Source organism: Thermoanaerobacterium sp. CMT5567-10, from assembly GCF_030534315.2.
GTDB lineage: Bacteria > Bacillota > Thermoanaerobacteria > Thermoanaerobacterales > Thermoanaerobacteraceae > Thermoanaerobacterium.
This window is the reverse complement of the sequence record NZ_CP130558.2, coordinates 1038949-1057345: the sequence shown is the minus strand read 5'-3', so window position 1 is coordinate 1057345 and position 18397 is coordinate 1038949. Positions and strand designations below refer to the sequence as shown.

Genomic DNA, 18397 nt, shown 5'->3' with positions numbered 1-18397 from the left:
AGAAAGGATTTGATCACTAATGGTAGGAATAGTTATTGTATCCCATTCAAAGAAGGTAGCAGACGGTTTGTATGAATTAGCAGACCAAATGACTGGGGGAAAAATCAAAATAGGCAAGTCAGGCGGGACAAAAGATGGGCGATTAGGCACAAATGTAGACGAAATCGTAGAAGAAATAAAAAAGTGCGAAAGCGGTGACGGCGTTTTAATCTTAGTTGATTTAGGAAGCTCTGTCATGAGTGCTCAAATGGCGTTAGAATTTCTTGACGAAGAATACGCGGGAAAAGTTGAGATAGCAGATGCGCCTCTCGTTGAAGGAACTATTGCTGCAAGTGTAGAAGCTTCAATAGGCAGTGATATATTAAAGGTTAAAGCAGTAGCAGAAGCAGCTAAAAACCTTGTAAAGATTTAATGGCCTGGACAAAAACCAGGCTTATTTTTTGTGTAGAAATTTTTATAAAAAGATATTAAAATATAATATATATAGAGGGGGTGTGACAAATTCATGATGATATAATTTTTGAATACGATAACAAATTAAAAAAGTATTTTGAAGATGGGAGGTATATGGATGCGTATAAATATATTTTTAAACAAAAAAATCTTGTAAGTGACCTCGATAGAAATATTTATTCATATCTTATATTATGGCAGATAAAAGTAGAAGTTTATCTTGATATTATTGACGACGCAAAGGAGCATTTTTTAAATATATATGATAGCATAGCTTTATCTCAAAGCAACATAATTTTATTTATTGAATGTGTGCTCTTACTGGATGAGTTTGAAATGTCGTTAAAAAAAGATGGCATTTACAACCAATTGATGAATTACGATGGTGAAAATTCTTGGATAAATTTATATATTTTTATGTTAAGCTTGAAAAATAAAAGAAGGAATTATTCAATTAAGGACGAACTACTATATATGATAGAAAAAAATACTGATAGATATTTTCTGTCATTGATACATACCATATTGGCTGAGATATACAAAGATGAAGGGAATGAAATATGGAAAGTTGAATTAAAAAAAGCTAAAGAATTGAATCATCGCAATTTAAGAATGATTAGGTTGGAAATACAATGGGGTATTAAAAATGATGATGATTTAAAAAAGGGCAAGTACTACAGATTCTATCCAGATGATAAGGATATTTTAAATAAGTATTATGAAATATATAAGAATAAAATCCAGCCCAATAATGATTTTAATTTGTTTAAATTTAATTTATTGGAAGGAGGAAGCACAGGTGGCAGTAGTTACTTAATAACGTACAATGGAATTAACATATTATTAGATTGCGGTATCAATCTTAAAGATGGTAAAGTATATTACGATGAATTTAAAAAGCTTGATTTGGATATCAAAGATATTGACATGCTGGTTGTTACTCATTGCCATTTAGATCACTGTGGGAGTATTGTAAACCTTATAAAAAATGGTTTGAATTGCCCTATAATCATGTCGTATGAGACGAAGTATATATTAAATGGCTTTTTCACAAAAAGCAGCAATATGCAGGACTTAAATATAAATGTTGATGATTATAAGTTATTAGATATAATCAATGATAAGATTTTAACTGATTATTACTACGATGCTGTAATAAAAGATAAAAAAGTTTCTTTGAAACTTATTCCATCTGGTCATATTTTGGGAGCTTGTGGAGTGTATATAGACATAGATGGATTTTCTGTATTCTATACAGGCGATTTTACAGTGAAGGATGTGGAGACAAATGTGGGGCTTTCTATACCTGATGGCATGAATGCAGATGTATTAATAACAGAAGCCACTTTTGGATATACATCTAGTTTTAGTGTATACGATAAAAAAATCCAAGATCGGTTGATTTTAGAAATGTTGTCGGAATTGACTGATCACGGTGTGGCATTTGTACCTGCGTTTGCTGTAGGAAAAGCTCAAGATTTACTGTTGCTTTTAAGAAAGACTTTTAATTATACGCCATATAATGTCTATGTTGACGGAGCACTGTCATATATAACGATGATGTATGAAAAAGTGAAAGGAGCTATTTATGGCAATGGTATCTTAAATGCAAATGACATAAAATTGTATGACAGCAAAAGGGAATTTATAAAAAAAGAGATAGGGCTGGGAAATTGTTTGGTAATGACTAGTTCGGATAATCTTACAGAAGGTAGTACTTCCTTTATCTACGGTAGAGAATTGATGTCTTTAGACAATGCGATATTATTAAATATAAGCAGCAATATAAAAAAACCCATATCTATGATGCAGGAAAATATCCCAATTATTAATCATGGGATAATACAAGACATTATTGAAGTGTTTTTGAAACTTGCACCAAAAAAAGTTTACATCGTTCACAGAGGTGCTAAATCTAATAAATCATTTAACATAGAAAAGGTATTAAGTTGGTTTAAAGATGTAGATGTTATGGCACCTTAAATATTATTTTTTATGTTAATTATTTGTTTGTATGTAATGCTTAGAAATTTGATTTTGTACTCAGGGAGTTAAGGAGGAAAAATGAAACCATACATTGGCATTGATCTTGGAACTACTAACACGGTGGCAGCAGGCGGTAATTTGACAGAGGATGGCAATTTTGAGATAAATATTTTAGACATGGAGCAAATCTGTGATGATACTGGATGTTTAATATTAAAAAAAACGTTGCCATCCTGTTTATATGTAGATGAATTTGGGAAAGAATACATTGGCGAGTTTGCCAGGAAGATGAAAAATTTAGAATATGATCGCGTAATATACAACAGCAAAAATTATATTGGTAATCGAAATCATGTATGGCAGATAGGTAGTAACAAATATACTCCAGAAGATGTTGCAGGCAAGATTTTAACTGTTGTAAAAAAGAACATTGAAAGGATTTATAATACGGCGATAGATGGAGCAGTCATAACTGTTCCAGCTTCTTTTAACCATGATCAAATTAAATCAACAAAAAATGCTGCCAAATTAGCTGGATTTATAGAAGATAAGCTTATCTTTATATCAGAGCCGACGGCGGCTTTGTTGGAGCTTATATACGAGGAAAAATTAAATGATCGAAGTCAAAAAAAATACGATTTTTCAACGCCAAAAAAAGTGCTTGTATTTGACCTTGGTGGTGGGACTTGTGATGTTTCAATCATGAATGTAGAAATTTTAGATGATGATTATAAAGTAGAAGAGCTGGCTATTTCGCCTCATATACAGCTTGGCGGTGTCGATTTCGATATATGTGGTGTTTTATATTTATTGCACAAATATTCGATTTTAAACAATATTGATTATAATTCGATTTCATCAGATGTAGATGCCAAAAGATATATATTTAGTATATTATCACTGGAAATTGAAAAAGCAAAGATGGTGTTTTCATCTGAAACAAGTAGTTTAATTGACAAAGATAATGAGGATATAGTGTATAAAAATTCCATTGAAAATTTTTATAATGGCAAAACATTTGATTTTGAAATAAGCAAAAAGGAATATGATGAATGTATAAAACCACTGTTGACAAAAGGTGGAAATTTAGGCTTTAATATTATAGATCCGATAATTGATACTCTTAATAAAGCGAATTTAAACAAGGAAGACATTGATGAGGTGTTTTTAGTTGGAGGAATGACTGCATATAGTTCTGTAAGAAGAGCAGTTGAAAGCTTTTTTGGAAAGAAGTCCATTAATTACCTTGACCCTATGTATTCAGTGGCAAAAGGTGCGGCTTTATACAATTATTATAGTGAAAATAGAAAGAGAAGTGAAAAAGGTAAAATCATAATATATCCAGTAGTGGCTGAGAATATTTACTTGGATGTAAAAAATGATTTACCTGTTTTGCTGGTAAGTCAGGGAACAAAAGCGCCTTACGAAAGAGTCTATGATAATATTGTTAAAGTAGATAATGCAACAGGAATAAAACTGGATATTTTATCTGGGAAAAGTATTTATGATCCGAAGATGAAAAGGCTTAAATCTATGCAATTGACATTTACTGATATTATAAAGCCTGGTACACCTATATCTATAAAAGTGACTTTTGATAAGAATAGGATTTTGCATTTAGAAGCATGGGTAACTGGCAATGACAAACAAAGAATAGATGTCACATTCGATAAAGAGGTGTTATATGATGGCTGTTAATTGGAGAAATTTGCTTCAAGAAAACAGAGATTTGTTTTTTAATATACACAATGACGATATTAAGGAAGGAAAAAGTTTTTTGGGTGCTGCTGCTAATACAGAAAAAACGGAAATGGTAAAAGAGCATGTTTTTGAATATTATATATCCGATATAAATGCGCAACTAGTTTATGAAAAAACTATTAAATTGAGAATGGTAAATGAGAAAGATCTTAATTTGATGGAAGTAGAAATAATAGACCTATTAAAAAGCATACTAGAGGATGGTCAAAATCCCATTGAGATGTTTTTGTACTGCACAAAAGCGCTTAATTTGAGTGATAAAAATGTGTATCAATCGATTTTAAGAATTTTGGTTTCTGTGTGTAATCTAAGCAAAGCTGGGAGAGATGCGCTTATTAGTGTGCTGAAAAATTGGACATGGGATTTGCAGATGAAGATTGCGATAGAAGCAATAAGGACAATCAAGGAGAAATCTGCTTTTGATGTACTTTTAATGCTTCTCAACGATGAAAGCCTTAAAGTTTTAGCAGCGGATTGTTTAATAGATATTGGAGATGAAAGATGCATAAGACCTGTTTTAAACATGGTAAATACATTTAATGGGTTTAGCGTAAATGAAAGAAATGTAGCATTTAGATTGATAGATAAACTTTCTCACTTTGGTGAGGAAGCCTTGTCAGAAATAATAAAATGCTATATGAACAATGAGAATAAAAGCCTTAATACAGTGTATTCTAATGTAATATCTCGCTCAAAGGATATGGCAATTGAAAGTTTATCAAAGATGCTATACAATGAAGACTACAATCAAAAAGCAGCTATAACATTGGGAAAAATGAGAATTGGCAGTGCTACAGATTGCCTTATTGAGGCATTAAATTCCCCATTAATAGAAAATAAGATGAATATTATAATAGGATTAGGATATACAAAAGACAAAAAGTCGATAAAGTATTTAGTAAATATGCTGAATGATGAAAATTTAAACAGTGAAATTAAAGCATGTATAATTACTTCACTTGCAAATTTGGAAGCTTTTGAGGCAAAGGATATAATAAAAAAGTATATAGATGATAAGGAATTAAGAATAAATACTATGTCTGCTTTGGTACAACTTGGTGAAATGAGGTACTTAGGAGGATTATTTGAATACTTGATATCTTCTAATAAATCTCACAGTGACACTTTGTGTGCTATAAAAGAGCTAAAAAGGCTTAAAGGGTTTAAAGACAGCAGGATAAGCAAAGAGATAACAAATGGGATAAAATACTTAATTAGAAATGATGATGGTTATGCATGCTTAAATGCATTAAGGATTTTAGATGCAAATATTGATGATGGAATGGCTGAAGAATTGATTTTGAAATTAAAGACGACAAAGAAAGAAGAAATACAATACACTATTTATAAGATATTAGGTAAAAATACAGGTATTCTTAGCAATGTCATAAATGAAAGGATTTTTATTGATGCATCTTTAAATGAAAGCACAAGAATTAGGTATTTGGCGCAGAAGATTATTGAGAAAAATTATAAAGGTAGAGATAAACTTATAAAGGCATGAAGGGAAGATGTATTTTGATGAACAAAAAAGGTGTAGATATTACAAAATGTTTAGATATATTTTTATACACATTGCCGTATAACGTATTGATTAAACCTTTTAAGACAGATAAAAACCTTCAAAAAAAACTTGCTGGTTTTAGATTGAATGAAAAATCAAGTCCACCTACGAAAATTGTGCCTATATTGAGGCAGGAAATATTAAAAGGAAATTTTAACTATGAGGATTTTGTAAAAGAATGGAAGATGTTACATGGGGACCTGTATGAAAAGATATGCAGCATGGAATCAAATGAAATAGACAAGCAAATTGATGAACTTTGTGATGTGTATGGAAATGATAATGTTGTTTCAGCTCTTCTTATTGACAACAGGGAGGATCTAGGTGATATAATAAATAAAGCCATAAAGCCAGAAGCTGTACAAAAACAAGATAGCATCAAACGAAGTCCTCAAAAAGAAAATGGTGATATTTGTAAAAAGCTTAAAAAACTTGAAAAAGAAGTAGAAAAATTGTATGATAAATTGATAAAAGAAGAAAAAAAGAATATAATTGAGGTGGACAATTTAAAAAAAGCATTGGAAAATAAGGAAAAGGAAATAGTCTCTTTAAACAAAAAATTAGAAGATTTAAAGCAGGAAAAAAAGCGCTTAGAGTTGATTTTAGAACACATTGGCCTGGAATTTGATAAGCATATTATAAAGCTTATTAACGAAAATGTGTCAAAAGACAAGAAAAATGAAAATTTAAAGGTATCTTTGAATAAGACATTAATGGATTTGCATCAAGATAACCAGGAGATTAAGAAGTGTTTTTTGGAAGTGAAGGAAATTTTAAGCCAGTTAGAAAAGAAAATTGGGATTGCTGATGTTGGCGTGCTTGAAGAACAATCAGCAGTAAGTTTAGAAGATAATGATTATTCACTGTTAGATGATTTGTCTAAGATGTTAAAAAATTCATAATTGCGAGGTGTAACAATGCATCATGATGAAATCCGAAAAATTAAAAAAATTTTAGCTGAAGATAGCAATGACGATTTAAATATTTCTAATGCTCTTAAAGAAATATTTAAGAAACAAAAAAACATTATTATTACTATTTGTGTTTTAGAACTTATTTACGAATCAGTTTATCTTTATGATATTATTTTGAAACGAAATGGTGTTTTAAAGTTTATGAAGTCTTTAAATGATGACTTATATGATACTATTGAAAGTTTCAGAGATGTAGTTGATAGGATTAGATATTATAAACAAATGGATTTAAAAATAAGAGAAAATATTATAAAAACGCTTGAAGATAAAAAGGAAAATTTGGAATCAGATTTAGAAGTTTTGTATGGGTATTTTGTAGAAGCTAGATATTGCAGTGATGTATTTAATGATAAGCTTAAGACTTTTAACCAGAACGATTTTGATGTTAGCATTGAGGAATTCTACAATAATATCAAAGAGTTTGTATTTGAAAATGAAGAAGAAAAATTCGAAAGGATTCAGGAAGTAATATCTTCAATTCCTTTTGCACTGTCTAAAAAGAGATTTTTTGATTATATGAAAAGTGGTTTGATTCATGAATACAATGGTTATGACAAGCTTATACAAAATATTTTTGAGATTGAGGAAAATTTTTACGGGAAATTGGTAGAAGGTTATGGCGAAAAATTTGCTGAAATTGCCAATAAAATAGAAGAGCTTCAGACAATAGACTTGAAAAATGCTAAAAAAGACGATTTAGAGCTGTATTTAAAGGAAACAATTGTCCTTTTAGGCAAGATACAGGATATAAGGGAAATGGTTTATTCTCTAATAAGGATCGTAAATAGGCTTTTGATATTTTATAAGTCAGATAGAAAGATAGAAGATACGCTGCAGGAAGAGCCTAAAATAAAAATTTTTTTAGATGTATATGGTAGTATATATTCAGAGAAATATACAAAGAAAAAAGTAAAAGATTTTTTAAGAACATTAAATGAGTGTATATCTAATTGGTATTTTGAGTTGTACAATTACAATAGATTGTTGAATGACATGAATTATTTTGAAAATGATATAGAAAACTTCATAGATGAAGATATTTTAAATGATATAGAGATTCTAGCTGAGTACGAAAACCTAATGAATGATGATGGTGATGATTTCGATGATATGCAAGGGGAAGCAATAGAAGGCAGTATTGTTGAAGAAGAAATTAATAATCTTATTTCTATGATAGATGATATTAGCAGGAACATGAATCCAGATTATCGGAAGATTCGCATGAGGAGGCTTTTGGGAATCATTCCGGTTCCAGGTAATTTTGAAAATGAGTTTTTTAACTATTTGAAGAGCTCATTGGAGTTTGATACAACATCAAATGTTAAGGCTGCTATAATGGAAAGTGTTGACAAAAGAATCAAATTATACAAGGATATGAAAAACAGCAAACATCTTTATGAAGCACTTTTAAAAAACGTCAAGGAAGGATTGTAATAAATGAAGATTATAAATAAAATTATATCTGTTTTGATGGTTATATTTTTATTTTTGATTGTTTTACTATCGAATTTACAATACTTGGCGTTTGATAAAAATTTTTATATTCACGAATTCAATAAATACGGCATAGAAGATGTAACAGGAATGGATAGTTCACAGTTAAACAAAGTAGCAGCCAGAATTCAAGATTATCTTTTTGGAAAAGTAGACAGTCTTCAATTAAATGCTGTAATAGATGGTCAGAATCAAAAGGTATTTAACGAAAAAGAATTAGACCACATGAGAGATGTCAGAGAACTTTTTAAGAATGGTTTTTTAATAAAAAATGTAATGATATTTTTGTACATCTTGACTGCTTTGTATTTGTACATTAAAAAAGAAGACATATTTAACTATACATACCGTGGTATGGTATTTGTGATTTTATTTTTAATTGCAGCAGTGGCTGTCGTTTCACTGGATTTTAATAGGTGGTTTATATATTTTCATCTTCTTTTTTTTAACAACAATTTATGGCAGTTGGATGTGACTCGCGACAGACTTATACAGATGCTGCCGGAAGGCTTTTTTAGTGATATTTCATACCTTACAATTCGAAATTCAGTTATCGTATATATAATCATAGGATTTGTGTCGTATTTAGTAAAAGGGAAAGATCATGATAAAATAGGCCTAAACTAAAGGCCTATTTTTCATACACACATTTGCTTTTCGTCATTCATTAATTCATCAATTTCTTCTTTTGTTATAATTTCATTTGACAAAAGTCTTTCTGCAATAAGAATTATTTTATCCTTTTTCTCTATAAGGATCTTTTTTGCATTTGTATAGCAATAGTTGATGATTTTATTGACTTCTGCGTCTATTTTGTCAGTTGATTTTACCATTCTAATGTCGTATATCCTATTTCCCAATTCACTCATGCCGTAATTGCATACCATCTGATATGAGATATTTGTGGCTTCCTTTAAATCATTTTCTGCACCTGTAGATACTTCATTAAACATTATCTCCTCTGCAGCACGACCGCCTAAAAGCATTGTTATCTTGTTTTTTAAATCTGTTTTTGTCATTAAAAAAGCGTCATCTTTTGGAAAATTGAGGACATATCCTAATGCTTCTCCACGAGGTACTATTGAAATCTTTTCGACTGTGCTGGCGTTTAATATCTTGCCGATTATAGCATGACCGGCTTCATGATGTGCTGCAATTTTGCGCTCTTTTTCTAAGATTTCTTGATTTTTCTTTTGCAAACCTGCAACAACTCTTTCTATAGCTTCATCAAATTCTTCTCTTCCTATTCTTTGCTTATGCCTTATTACTGCTAAAATCGCTGCTTCATTGCAAATCGATGATAAATGGGCACCTGTCATGCCGTGGGTCTTTTTAGCCAAGTCCTCCAGTGATATGTCGTTATCTAAAGGCTTGTTTCTCGTATGTACTTTTAAAATTTCTAGTCGGGCTTTTACGTTTGGATTTCCTATATGAATCGTTCTGTCAAATCTTCCAGGGCGTAGAAGCGCTTCATCCAGCATATCCAGCCTATTTGTCGCACCTATTACGATAATGCCGTCGTTGCTGTTGAAGCCATCCATTTCAACTAATAGCTGATTTAATGTCTGATCTTTTTCAGAATTATTGTCGTTGTTTCGCTTGCTACCAACCGCATCTATTTCATCTATGAAGATGATGCTGGGAGTAGACTTTTTAGCCCTTGCGAATAATGCTCTTATGCGGCTGGCTCCAACACCTACATATTTTTCAACAAATTCTGAACCTGATGCCGATATAAATGTAGAATTTGTTTCTCCAGCCAAAGCTGTAGCAAGCAATGTCTTGCCAGTACCTGGAGGACCATAGAAAAGTATTCCCTTTGGGATTTTAGCACCCATTCTATCGTATTTTTCAGTGTTGTTTATAAAATCGATGATAATTTTAAGCTCGTCTATAACCTCGTCAAGTCCTGCTACATCTCTAAAAGTAATGTTGACTTTTTTGTTGGACTCTTTTTCTTTAGGTGGAAGTTCGTTTTTTAAGTTTACAGGCAGCATCTCAGATACGTTATTTTTGTATAGTATATACCCTATCAGAAAAAGAGATAGCATTGAAATTATGATAAGCACCGGATTCGCTTTTGAGGTATAGGATATTGACAAAATAATGTTTATTACCAGTGATAAAGTTAATAATATTATATATAAGTTTTTTTTCATTGCCATCGCCCCCAGTGATTTACTAAAAATAGTTTTTACGTACAATCGCAAATTATACGTAGAAAGAAACGATGATGAATTAAGGTTTATATGGAAAAGAAGTAAAAATTTTCAAAGGAGGTTATCTAGATGGATGTGTACATGGGAATTGATGTTGGATCTGTGAGTACAGATGTGGCTTTGATTGATTCAAACAACGAGGTGATAGATTCTGTTTATATTAGGACTCAAGGGCAGCCTATAAAGGCAGTACAGAAAGCTATGGTTATGTTGAGAGATAGGACTCACACAGATATATCTGTAAAAGGAGTTGGTACAACAGGCAGTGCAAGGCAGTTAACAGGGCTCATGGTTGGCGCTGACATTGTAAAAAATGAAATAACTGCACATGCCATTGCATCATCAAATTTAATTAAAGATGTACACACTGTTTTTGAAATAGGTGGTCAAGATTCAAAGATAATAATATTGAGGGATGGAATTGTAGTAGATTTTGCAATGAATACGGTTTGTGCGGCAGGTACAGGTTCATTTCTTGACCAGCAGGCGTACAGGCTCAATATACCAATAGAAGAATTTGGCGATCTTGCACTAAAATCAGTTAGTCCTGTTAGAATTGCTGGCAGATGTGGCGTATTTGCTGAGTCTGATATGATACATAAGCAGCAGATGGGATACGCGCTGCCAGACATAATAAGCGGTTTATGTGAAGCTTTGGTGAGAAACTATTTAAACAATGTTGGAAAAGGTAAGGACATAAAAGAACCGATAGTGTTCCAAGGAGGTGTTGCTGCAAATAAAGGCATAAAAGCGGCATTTGAAAAAGCTTTGGGCATGAAAGTATATGTTCCTAAATATTATGGTGTAATGGGAGCGATAGGTGCAGCTATTCTTGCCAAAGAGGCTGTAAAGAAAAAAGGCTTTAGCCAGTTTAAAGGTTTTGAAATTGCTGATCTTGATTATAAAGCACAGGGGTTTGAATGTACCGGCTGCTCAAACGGATGTGAGGTTGTGGAGTTTATTAAAGATGATGAAGTTATATCCCGCTGGGGTGATAAATGCGGCAAGTGGTCAAACTCTACAAGCAAGAATATTTTTTCAAAAAGTGTATCTTAACTATAAAAGATTATAAGGATCGTCTTTGATCCTTATAATCAGACTATTATCTCTATTTTATCGCCCTTTTTGAGAATGTCTGTGTATGAAGCCTTTCTTCCGTTTAAAATCATCTCAGGAATTTTATTTTTGGGCATCTGGAAATCGATAAAATTAAATATATCAATGAATATATATTGTTCCTTTCCAGTAAGGATTGTTTTATCTCCATTTATGTAAACAAAAAATTCTTCTTGATTTTCTACAATTATTTTTACGTCATCACCATTTTTCACAATGTAGTCATCATCTACGATAGATCCGTTGACTGTGATTTTTGATGCGCCGTATTTATCTTTAAGCTCTTTTACTGTAATAGAAGCGTCTTTGCCATTTATGCCACTTACAACGACTATTTTATCGCCGTTTTCCACTTTTGATTTGAGATTTGATGCGATTCCATTTTTTAAAATCTTGGCAGGTGTTCCTACTTCACCATCTATAACGATATTTTTTCCGTTAAGTGTAAATGACAGATTTTTTCCTGGTCGTGCAATTAACTTTTTAGAGTCAAAATTGGTTTTTAGAAGCACATCCATTATGGTCATTTCCTTCACATTTAATAGTTCTAATTTTTCATCATTAAAATAGATGGTTATAAAATCTTTTTTTCTGTCAATCATTGATGAATAAGCGATACCAATAGGTGTGATGTATTCCGGGCCTTTTAATTTTTTGCTTTTGTATTCTACGACGTTGATGGAGCTTGCATCTCTTACAGATACTCTTTCTAACGGTATAGATAGATTTTTAGCAATTTCTTCTGCAATATTGGGAAGATTGCTGCTGCCGCCTACTAAGAATACAGCAGATGGACTTTTTCCATTGTATTTTAGAATTTCATCGCAGATTTTTTTTGAAAGATTTTTAACTACAGGTTCTATTATCTTAAGCACGTCAGTTCTTGATACTTTATGTTCAATTCCTATTACGTCTTTAAATTTTACTTCTTTTTTTGAGGTCGTTTTTATTTTTTCGGCAGTGTTAAAATCAGTAAGGAAATGCTGTTGTATCGTTTCAGTCACTTCATCACCGGCAAATGGGACCATTGAATATGCTATTATATTTCCTTCTTTTGAAATAGCTATATCAGAAGTGCCTGCGCCAATATCTATAAGCGCTATATTTAGCATCCTGATTTGAGGCATTATTGCGACTCCGATTGCTGCTATCGGCTCTAATGTAAGGTATGTAACATTTAAATCTGCTTTCTTTGCAACAGAGTATAAACTTTCTACTACATCATATGGCAAAAATGTGGCAATTATCTCTACTGAGATTTCTCTGCCTGTATGGTCTTTTAGGTTAGTTATAGGGAGGCCATCTAAATAGAAGCTAGTTATAGAGTATCCTACCATGTGATATTTTACCGTATAGCCTTCATGCGATATCTCTTCTTTTGCAGTGTTTAGTGCAGACAAAACTAGATTATCTATGTCACTGTCTTTTATTATGTAATTTTCATCTATGCTTTTTTCGACTCTAACAATTTTGGTTTTTAAAGACCTTCCGGCAGCAGCCAGACTAACATTTTTAAGGCTTACTCCTAGCTTTTTTTCAAGCTTTTCTTTTATTTTACACGCAACAGACGATACTTTTTCTATGTCGTGAATTTGACCGTCAAACATTACTCTGTCGCTATGCTCCATTTGCTCGACTGCAAGTATTTTTAATTTGTCATTTTCTGCCACACCTACAATGCCTACAACAACTCTTGTTCCAATGTCAAGTGAAAAAATCAAGTTATCGTTCATCAAAATTCCCCCGAAAAATATATCGTAAAACAAAAAATATATTTTAATAAATTTTAGAAAGTTGTATAATTCAATTAAGATTACTTTTATATTATACAATTTTTTGATTTGTCTTAAAAGTAATTTTTGTGGGGTGTTAAAATGATTAAAAATGGTGATTCTACTCAATTAGAAAGGCAGTGGAAGATATTATCAATTTTATCATGGGAAAACAATGGAATGACAATAAACCAGATATATCAGAGATTGGCTAAAAATTTTGGAGAAGAGGTATCTACAAAGACGATAAAAAGAGATTTAGATGATTTAACTATGGTATTTCCAATTTACGAAGAAGGGGAAGGCAGGGGAACGACTTATACTTTAGAAAAGTATAAGATACATGATTTTATATTTACTGTACAAGAACTTTTTGCATTATTTTTCACTAGAGAAATAATTAGAAAATATGATACATCTGAAATAGGTAAAATGGCTCTTAATTTCATAGAGAGAATAATATCGTACATACCTTCTATATACGATGACTACATTGATAGGCTGTATAGGACTTTTTTGATACAAAAGGATATAGATTCTGATAAAAATGTAACGTTAGACATGTTAGAGACTATCAACGATGCAATAATATATAAAAAATCTATCAAAATGAGGTATTATTCTTTTACATCTGATACAGAGACTGAAAGGGAAGTAGATCCGTATTTGATTTACGAAAAAGATGGTCATTATTATCTGACGGGATTTTGCAAATTACATAATGAAATAAGGGATTTTAGAATATCCAGAATGAAAGAGATAAAATTACTTGGTAAAAGCTTTGAAATATCCCCTGATTTTGATAAGAGCAAGTATTACAAATACACGTGGAATATTTTAAAAGGAAACACAAAATACAGGGTGAAAATAAGATTTACAGGGAATGCAGCCAGGCTTGTCAAAGAGTATGAAGGATATAAGGCAGATGAAATTGTAGAAAATGACGATGGTTCAATTTTATTTGTCAAGGTAGTTTCGCAGCTAGATGAGATTAAAAGATGGGTTTTAGGCTTTGGATGTGAAGCAGAAGTTATAAGTCCCGATGAGTTTAAAGACATGATCAATGATGAGATAATCAAGATGGCAAAAAAAATAAGGAGTAAATGACTCCTTATTTCATTATGCTTTTTATATCGTTCATTAAGCTGCTTAATTGGTCCTTTGTTATATATAGGCCAATTTGATTGTTGTTCTTCTGGATGTAGTAATTATTATTGTCATTTGTCAGAAATTTGACTTCCTCATTTTTACTGCCATCTGATATGGTAAGTGTGAAGCTAGAACTATTTCCGCTGATTTTTTTATTTGGATCTATTCCTGTCGGACTCAGTAAGACTATATCATTGAGAAGGCTTTCTGATTTGTCACTGCTTATTTCTTTACCATTGTAAGCCCACTTTCCGCTTTTATTTTTTTCCATATAACGGGTTCCGGAAGAGTCTGTATAAGTTACTTTTGATATTTTGTCTTTAGATATCGTGTATATATCTTTATTTAAATAATTGAATAGTGTATCACTACTTGTAAGTTGAAAATTCTCTATCGAGCTTGCGTCTACAACGTATATATACTGCGAATTTGACAATTTGGCATAGTACGAATTGCCAACTGGTGATTTATTTCCAACAATCAATTCTTCTGTATTGCCATTGCTGGATGACGCAGTAATAATAAAATTTGATTTGTCCAATCCATATTTCTTTAAATCTGTGTCGGTAAATTTTCTATTGTATTTTAATTGTGTAAGTGAATTGAATAAATCGCTGGCATATGTGCTATCTGCAGCATAACTTATCGGTTTGATAATTTTATAGGTGCTGCCATTTTTTACAATAGCCATTTCATTATTAGAATCTTTTATATCTATAGAAGACAATTTATTTTTGCTTATGCTTATGATGTTTGTCGATGGTGCAGGCTTCTTTGTAGCTTTGCTGTAGTAGTAATATCCCACAAATATGCCAAGTATTACAAACATTATTATAGTGTTTCTAAAAGTCTTCATAAAGCTCTCCTCCTGAAGAAGACAAACCCACCTATTATCCAGATGACTAATGGAATTACAATTACAGTTACAATAAACATTGCATTAGCTTGTTTTCCAGTCATGAATACAGTAGCATAGTCAAGAGGTTTTGGACTTATAGATATCTGTGTTGTCTTGTTTGTAAGCCAATTGGCACTGTTCATAAGAAGGTCTCTGTTGCCTTCCAAACCAATAACTTTATCAGTTGCCATAAGGTCATTGCCAAGTACGACAACTTTCATACCTGTCTTACTGTCAGAAATAGTAACACCAAGTGTTAGAGGACCTTTTATGTCATTGTCGTCAAATGATGCTTGTTTGCTGTTGAAATTTGTTTCCCCCCACGCTTTATCACTAGTTGTCAAAAATGATTGAATCGATATATTGCTGCTATTTGATTCTTTGTAAGTTATGCTTCTGGAACTTGGTGCAACTGACGCTAAATTAGCAGATTCTAGTTTATCGGTTATGTCATGGTATCCGTACTCTGGAACAGGTGATAAAGCATCCATGAAATAGTTCCTTGAAGGATCAACAACTATGTCGTTATCGATTTTTACATTCCAGTTTGCTAGAATATTGTTAATTGATTTTTCAGTAAGAGGACCATTTTCAGCTCCCATCATAATGAATGCTTTTCCGCCTTTTTTCAGGTAATCCATGATTGCATTTATTTCTTGGTCGTTGTAATCCATTTGTGGATTGGCTATTATTATAAGGCCTGTATCTTTTGGTATACCGCCGGATTGGCCAATGTTTAGATCATTTACGTTGTAGCCTTCACCTTGCAGCGCTGTTTTAAATGTTGTTAGAGAGTTTGTACTGTTTACTTCATTGTGGCCTTGAATGATATAAGCGTTTGTCTTGTTGACTTCTGTAACATTAATTATCGCTTGGGTAAATTGCTGTTCACCGTTAAAAATCGTCTGACCTGTTTCTTGTGATTGGGTAAATATATCATATGAATTAACTATTTGTCTTTTACTGTCATCTTTGCTGTTTAGAAACAGTGTAGTGTCATAAGCAGTTATTCCATATTTTTGTACTAATGAAGGATTCTTATCAGGATCTATAAATTGAACTTTTATCTTTTTTGATAATCCGGTGTATTCATTTAAAATATTCTGTACTTGTGTCTTTGCACTATCATTCTGGAAAAACGCATAGACTGTCACATCAGTTTTTAGATTTTTCAAAACTTGCTTTGTTTTATCGGAGAGAGTGTACTGCTTTGATTTGGTAAGATCCCATTTTATAGGCTTTTGGGCTAATATTAAGTTGCCGAAAATTAATATGCCCAATAAAATGACGATTGCTAAAATCGTATTGCTTCCGTATTTTAACCTGATTTTATTCAATAGAATTACCTCCTAACTCCAGCGTCTTTTATCAACAACCATGATAGTTACAAAAATGAAGAAGATTATTACGCTCAAGTAAAATACAATGTCATTTAAGCTTAATACACCGTTTTGAAAGTTATTGAATCTTTGTAGCAGCGAAATGTTTTCCACAATAGTTTTAGCTGTTCCCTGGAATACATCACCTAGCCAGCTAATAATCCAAAATAATAAAAGAATCGAAAAACCTATGACACCGGCAATAAGCTGATTTTCTGTTAAGGATGATGCAAAAATACCTATTGCTATGAATGCTGCTCCCATTAAGAAAGATCCTATATAACCTGTAAGAATAGGTCCAAAGTCTGGTGTGCTGTATATTTTAAGATATAAAGGATATATCAGGGAAATCACCAATGATAGAGCATAGACAGTCAGTGATGCAAAGTATTTACCCAAAACCATGTCTGTTATTTTCAGCGGCGCTGTCATGAGAAGCTGATCAGTTCCATTTTTCATTTCTTCTGATATCAATCTCATCGTCAAAATTGGGCTTATAAACATGAAGACAAAAACCATGTTGCTAAAAACGGGAGACATAAGTGCATATTGTGTTGAGAGGACAAATGTTGCAAAGAAATATCCTGATATAAGCAGCAAAAAACCTACCAGCACATATGCAAGAGGCGATAGAAAGTATGACTTAAGCTCCCTTTTGTATATTGTCAGAATTTTCATCACTATTTACCTCCTCATCTGTTGTAAGCTGCAGGAAGACTTCCTCTAGGCTGTAGTTTACAGGCCTAAATTCTATAATAGGCATATTTTGTTTTGCAAAAGAAAAGAAAATCTCTTTTCTCAAGTCGTTGTTTACGTCTGTTTCAACATCGATGTCGATACAATTTTCTTTTGTGTTTGATTTCGATTTAAAATCTTTTATTCCATTTATTCCTTTTAATGTGGTTGATATTTTTTCAGTTGAACCTAAGACTTTAAGGAAATATCTTTTCGATCTTCCTATAGTATCAGTTAAGTTTTCAGTTGAGTCCATTGCGACAATTTTGCCTTTGTTTATGATTATAACTCTGTCGCATATCATGCTTACTTCAGGTAAAATGTGTGTACTCAGTATGATGGTATGCTTTTTTCCTAGTTCTTTTATAATGTCCCTTATTTCTTTGATTTGTTTGGGATCTAATCCAACTGTCGGTTCATCAAGAACCAGCACATCAGGATCTCCGATGATTGCTTGAGCCAGTCCAACTCTTTGTTTGTAACCTTTTGATAAGTTTTTAATAATTCTTTTTCTTACGTCAGACAATCCTACTTCACTTATGACTTTGTCAACTGTTGATTTTCTTTTGTCTTTTGGGACTTCTTTTAATTCACATACAAATGCTAAATAAGCTTCAACAGTCATATCCAAATACAGTGGTGGGACTTCTGGAAGATAACCAATATGCTTCTTCGCCTTTAATGAATCTTCTATTATATCGTACCCGGCAATTTTTATTGTGCCTGATGTTGGTGGCATAAAACCAGTTATCATTTTCATGGTTGAACTTTTTCCAGCACCATTAGGACCTAAGAATCCTACTATTTCTCCACTGTCTACAGAAAAGCTTATATTGTCTACAGCTTTGCGTTTTCCGTAAACTTTAGTCACATTGTTTACTTCAATCATCATACGCG

At 32.1% G+C, this 18397-nt stretch carries 15 protein-coding genes; 9 read left to right on the top strand and 6 right to left on the bottom strand.

Features of this window, described 5'->3' with window-relative positions:
- The first annotated feature begins 19 nt into the window (after positions 1-19).
- The 7 genes from dhaM (at position 20) to Q2T46_RS05460 (ending at position 8859) form a co-directional block, all read left to right on the top strand.
- On the top strand, positions 20-412 hold the full coding sequence (dhaM, locus tag Q2T46_RS05490; RefSeq protein ID WP_303263923.1) for a dihydroxyacetone kinase phosphoryl donor subunit DhaM: 393 nt from the start codon (positions 20-22) through the stop codon (positions 410-412).
- A gap of 155 nt (positions 413-567) precedes the next feature.
- Positions 568-2436, top strand: a complete 1869-nt coding sequence (locus Q2T46_RS05485) for an MBL fold metallo-hydrolase (protein WP_303263924.1) — start codon at positions 568-570, stop codon at positions 2434-2436.
- 81 nt (positions 2437-2517) lie between these two features.
- The gene (locus Q2T46_RS05480) at positions 2518-4137 is read left to right on the top strand and encodes an Hsp70 family protein (RefSeq protein WP_303263925.1); all 1620 of its coding nucleotides are present in this window, start codon (positions 2518-2520) and stop codon (positions 4135-4137) included.
- Positions 4124-5704, top strand: a complete 1581-nt coding sequence (locus Q2T46_RS05475) for a HEAT repeat domain-containing protein (protein WP_303263926.1) — start codon at positions 4124-4126, stop codon at positions 5702-5704. Before Q2T46_RS05480 ends, Q2T46_RS05475 begins: the two co-directional genes overlap by 14 nt.
- Complete coding sequence (locus Q2T46_RS05470; protein ID WP_311062355.1) at positions 5701-6666, top strand: hypothetical protein; 966 nt, start codon at positions 5701-5703, stop codon at positions 6664-6666. The genes Q2T46_RS05475 and Q2T46_RS05470 overlap by 4 nt, the downstream gene beginning before the upstream one ends.
- A gap of 15 nt (positions 6667-6681) precedes the next feature.
- Positions 6682-8172, top strand: coding sequence for a hypothetical protein (locus tag Q2T46_RS05465; RefSeq protein ID WP_209453677.1), 1491 nt, complete (start codon positions 6682-6684; stop codon positions 8170-8172).
- Positions 8173-8175: 3 nt separating this feature from the next.
- Positions 8176-8859 (top strand): TIGR01906 family membrane protein, encoded by a 684-nt coding sequence (locus Q2T46_RS05460; protein WP_303263927.1) that lies wholly within the window; start codon positions 8176-8178, stop codon positions 8857-8859.
- A gap of 11 nt (positions 8860-8870) precedes the next feature.
- On the opposite strand, the gene Q2T46_RS05455 is transcribed toward Q2T46_RS05460, so the two are convergent.
- Positions 8871-10283: an ATP-dependent metallopeptidase FtsH/Yme1/Tma family protein gene (locus tag Q2T46_RS05455; protein WP_399388547.1), complete on the bottom strand. Its 1413-nt coding sequence runs from the start codon at positions 10281-10283 to the stop codon at positions 8871-8873.
- A gap of 237 nt (positions 10284-10520) precedes the next feature.
- Between Q2T46_RS05455 and Q2T46_RS05450 the strand changes: the two genes are divergently transcribed.
- Positions 10521-11507 (top strand): acyl-CoA dehydratase activase, encoded by a 987-nt coding sequence (locus Q2T46_RS05450; RefSeq protein WP_209453680.1) that lies wholly within the window; start codon positions 10521-10523, stop codon positions 11505-11507.
- 38 nt (positions 11508-11545) lie between these two features.
- On the opposite strand, the gene Q2T46_RS05445 is transcribed toward Q2T46_RS05450, so the two are convergent.
- Positions 11546-13300, bottom strand: a complete 1755-nt coding sequence (locus tag Q2T46_RS05445; protein ID WP_303263929.1) for a cell division protein FtsA — start codon at positions 13298-13300, stop codon at positions 11546-11548.
- A gap of 141 nt (positions 13301-13441) precedes the next feature.
- Between Q2T46_RS05445 and Q2T46_RS05440 the strand changes: the two genes are divergently transcribed.
- Entirely contained in the window at positions 13442-14446 is a 1005-nt protein-coding gene (locus Q2T46_RS05440) for a YafY family protein (RefSeq protein WP_209453682.1), read from the top strand.
- A 4-nt stretch (positions 14447-14450) separates the two neighbouring features.
- Here the strand turns inward: Q2T46_RS05440 and Q2T46_RS05435 are convergent, their stop codons facing one another.
- The 4 genes from Q2T46_RS05435 to Q2T46_RS05420 are packed head-to-tail and all read right to left on the bottom strand — an operon-like array spanning position 14451 to position 18392.
- Positions 14451-15344, bottom strand: a complete 894-nt coding sequence (locus Q2T46_RS05435) for a DUF4340 domain-containing protein (protein ID WP_303263930.1) — start codon at positions 15342-15344, stop codon at positions 14451-14453.
- Entirely contained in the window at positions 15341-16723 is a 1383-nt protein-coding gene (locus tag Q2T46_RS05430) for a GldG family protein (RefSeq protein WP_303263931.1), read from the bottom strand. The genes Q2T46_RS05435 and Q2T46_RS05430 overlap by 4 nt, the downstream gene beginning before the upstream one ends.
- 12 nt (positions 16724-16735) lie before the next feature.
- The gene (locus Q2T46_RS05425; RefSeq protein ID WP_209453685.1) at positions 16736-17443 is read right to left on the bottom strand and encodes an ABC transporter permease; all 708 of its coding nucleotides are present in this window, start codon (positions 17441-17443) and stop codon (positions 16736-16738) included.
- Positions 17409-18392 (bottom strand): ABC transporter ATP-binding protein, encoded by a 984-nt coding sequence (locus Q2T46_RS05420; protein WP_303263932.1) that lies wholly within the window; start codon positions 18390-18392, stop codon positions 17409-17411. Before Q2T46_RS05420 ends, Q2T46_RS05425 begins: the two co-directional genes overlap by 35 nt.
- Positions 18393-18397: the final 5 nt, after the last annotated feature.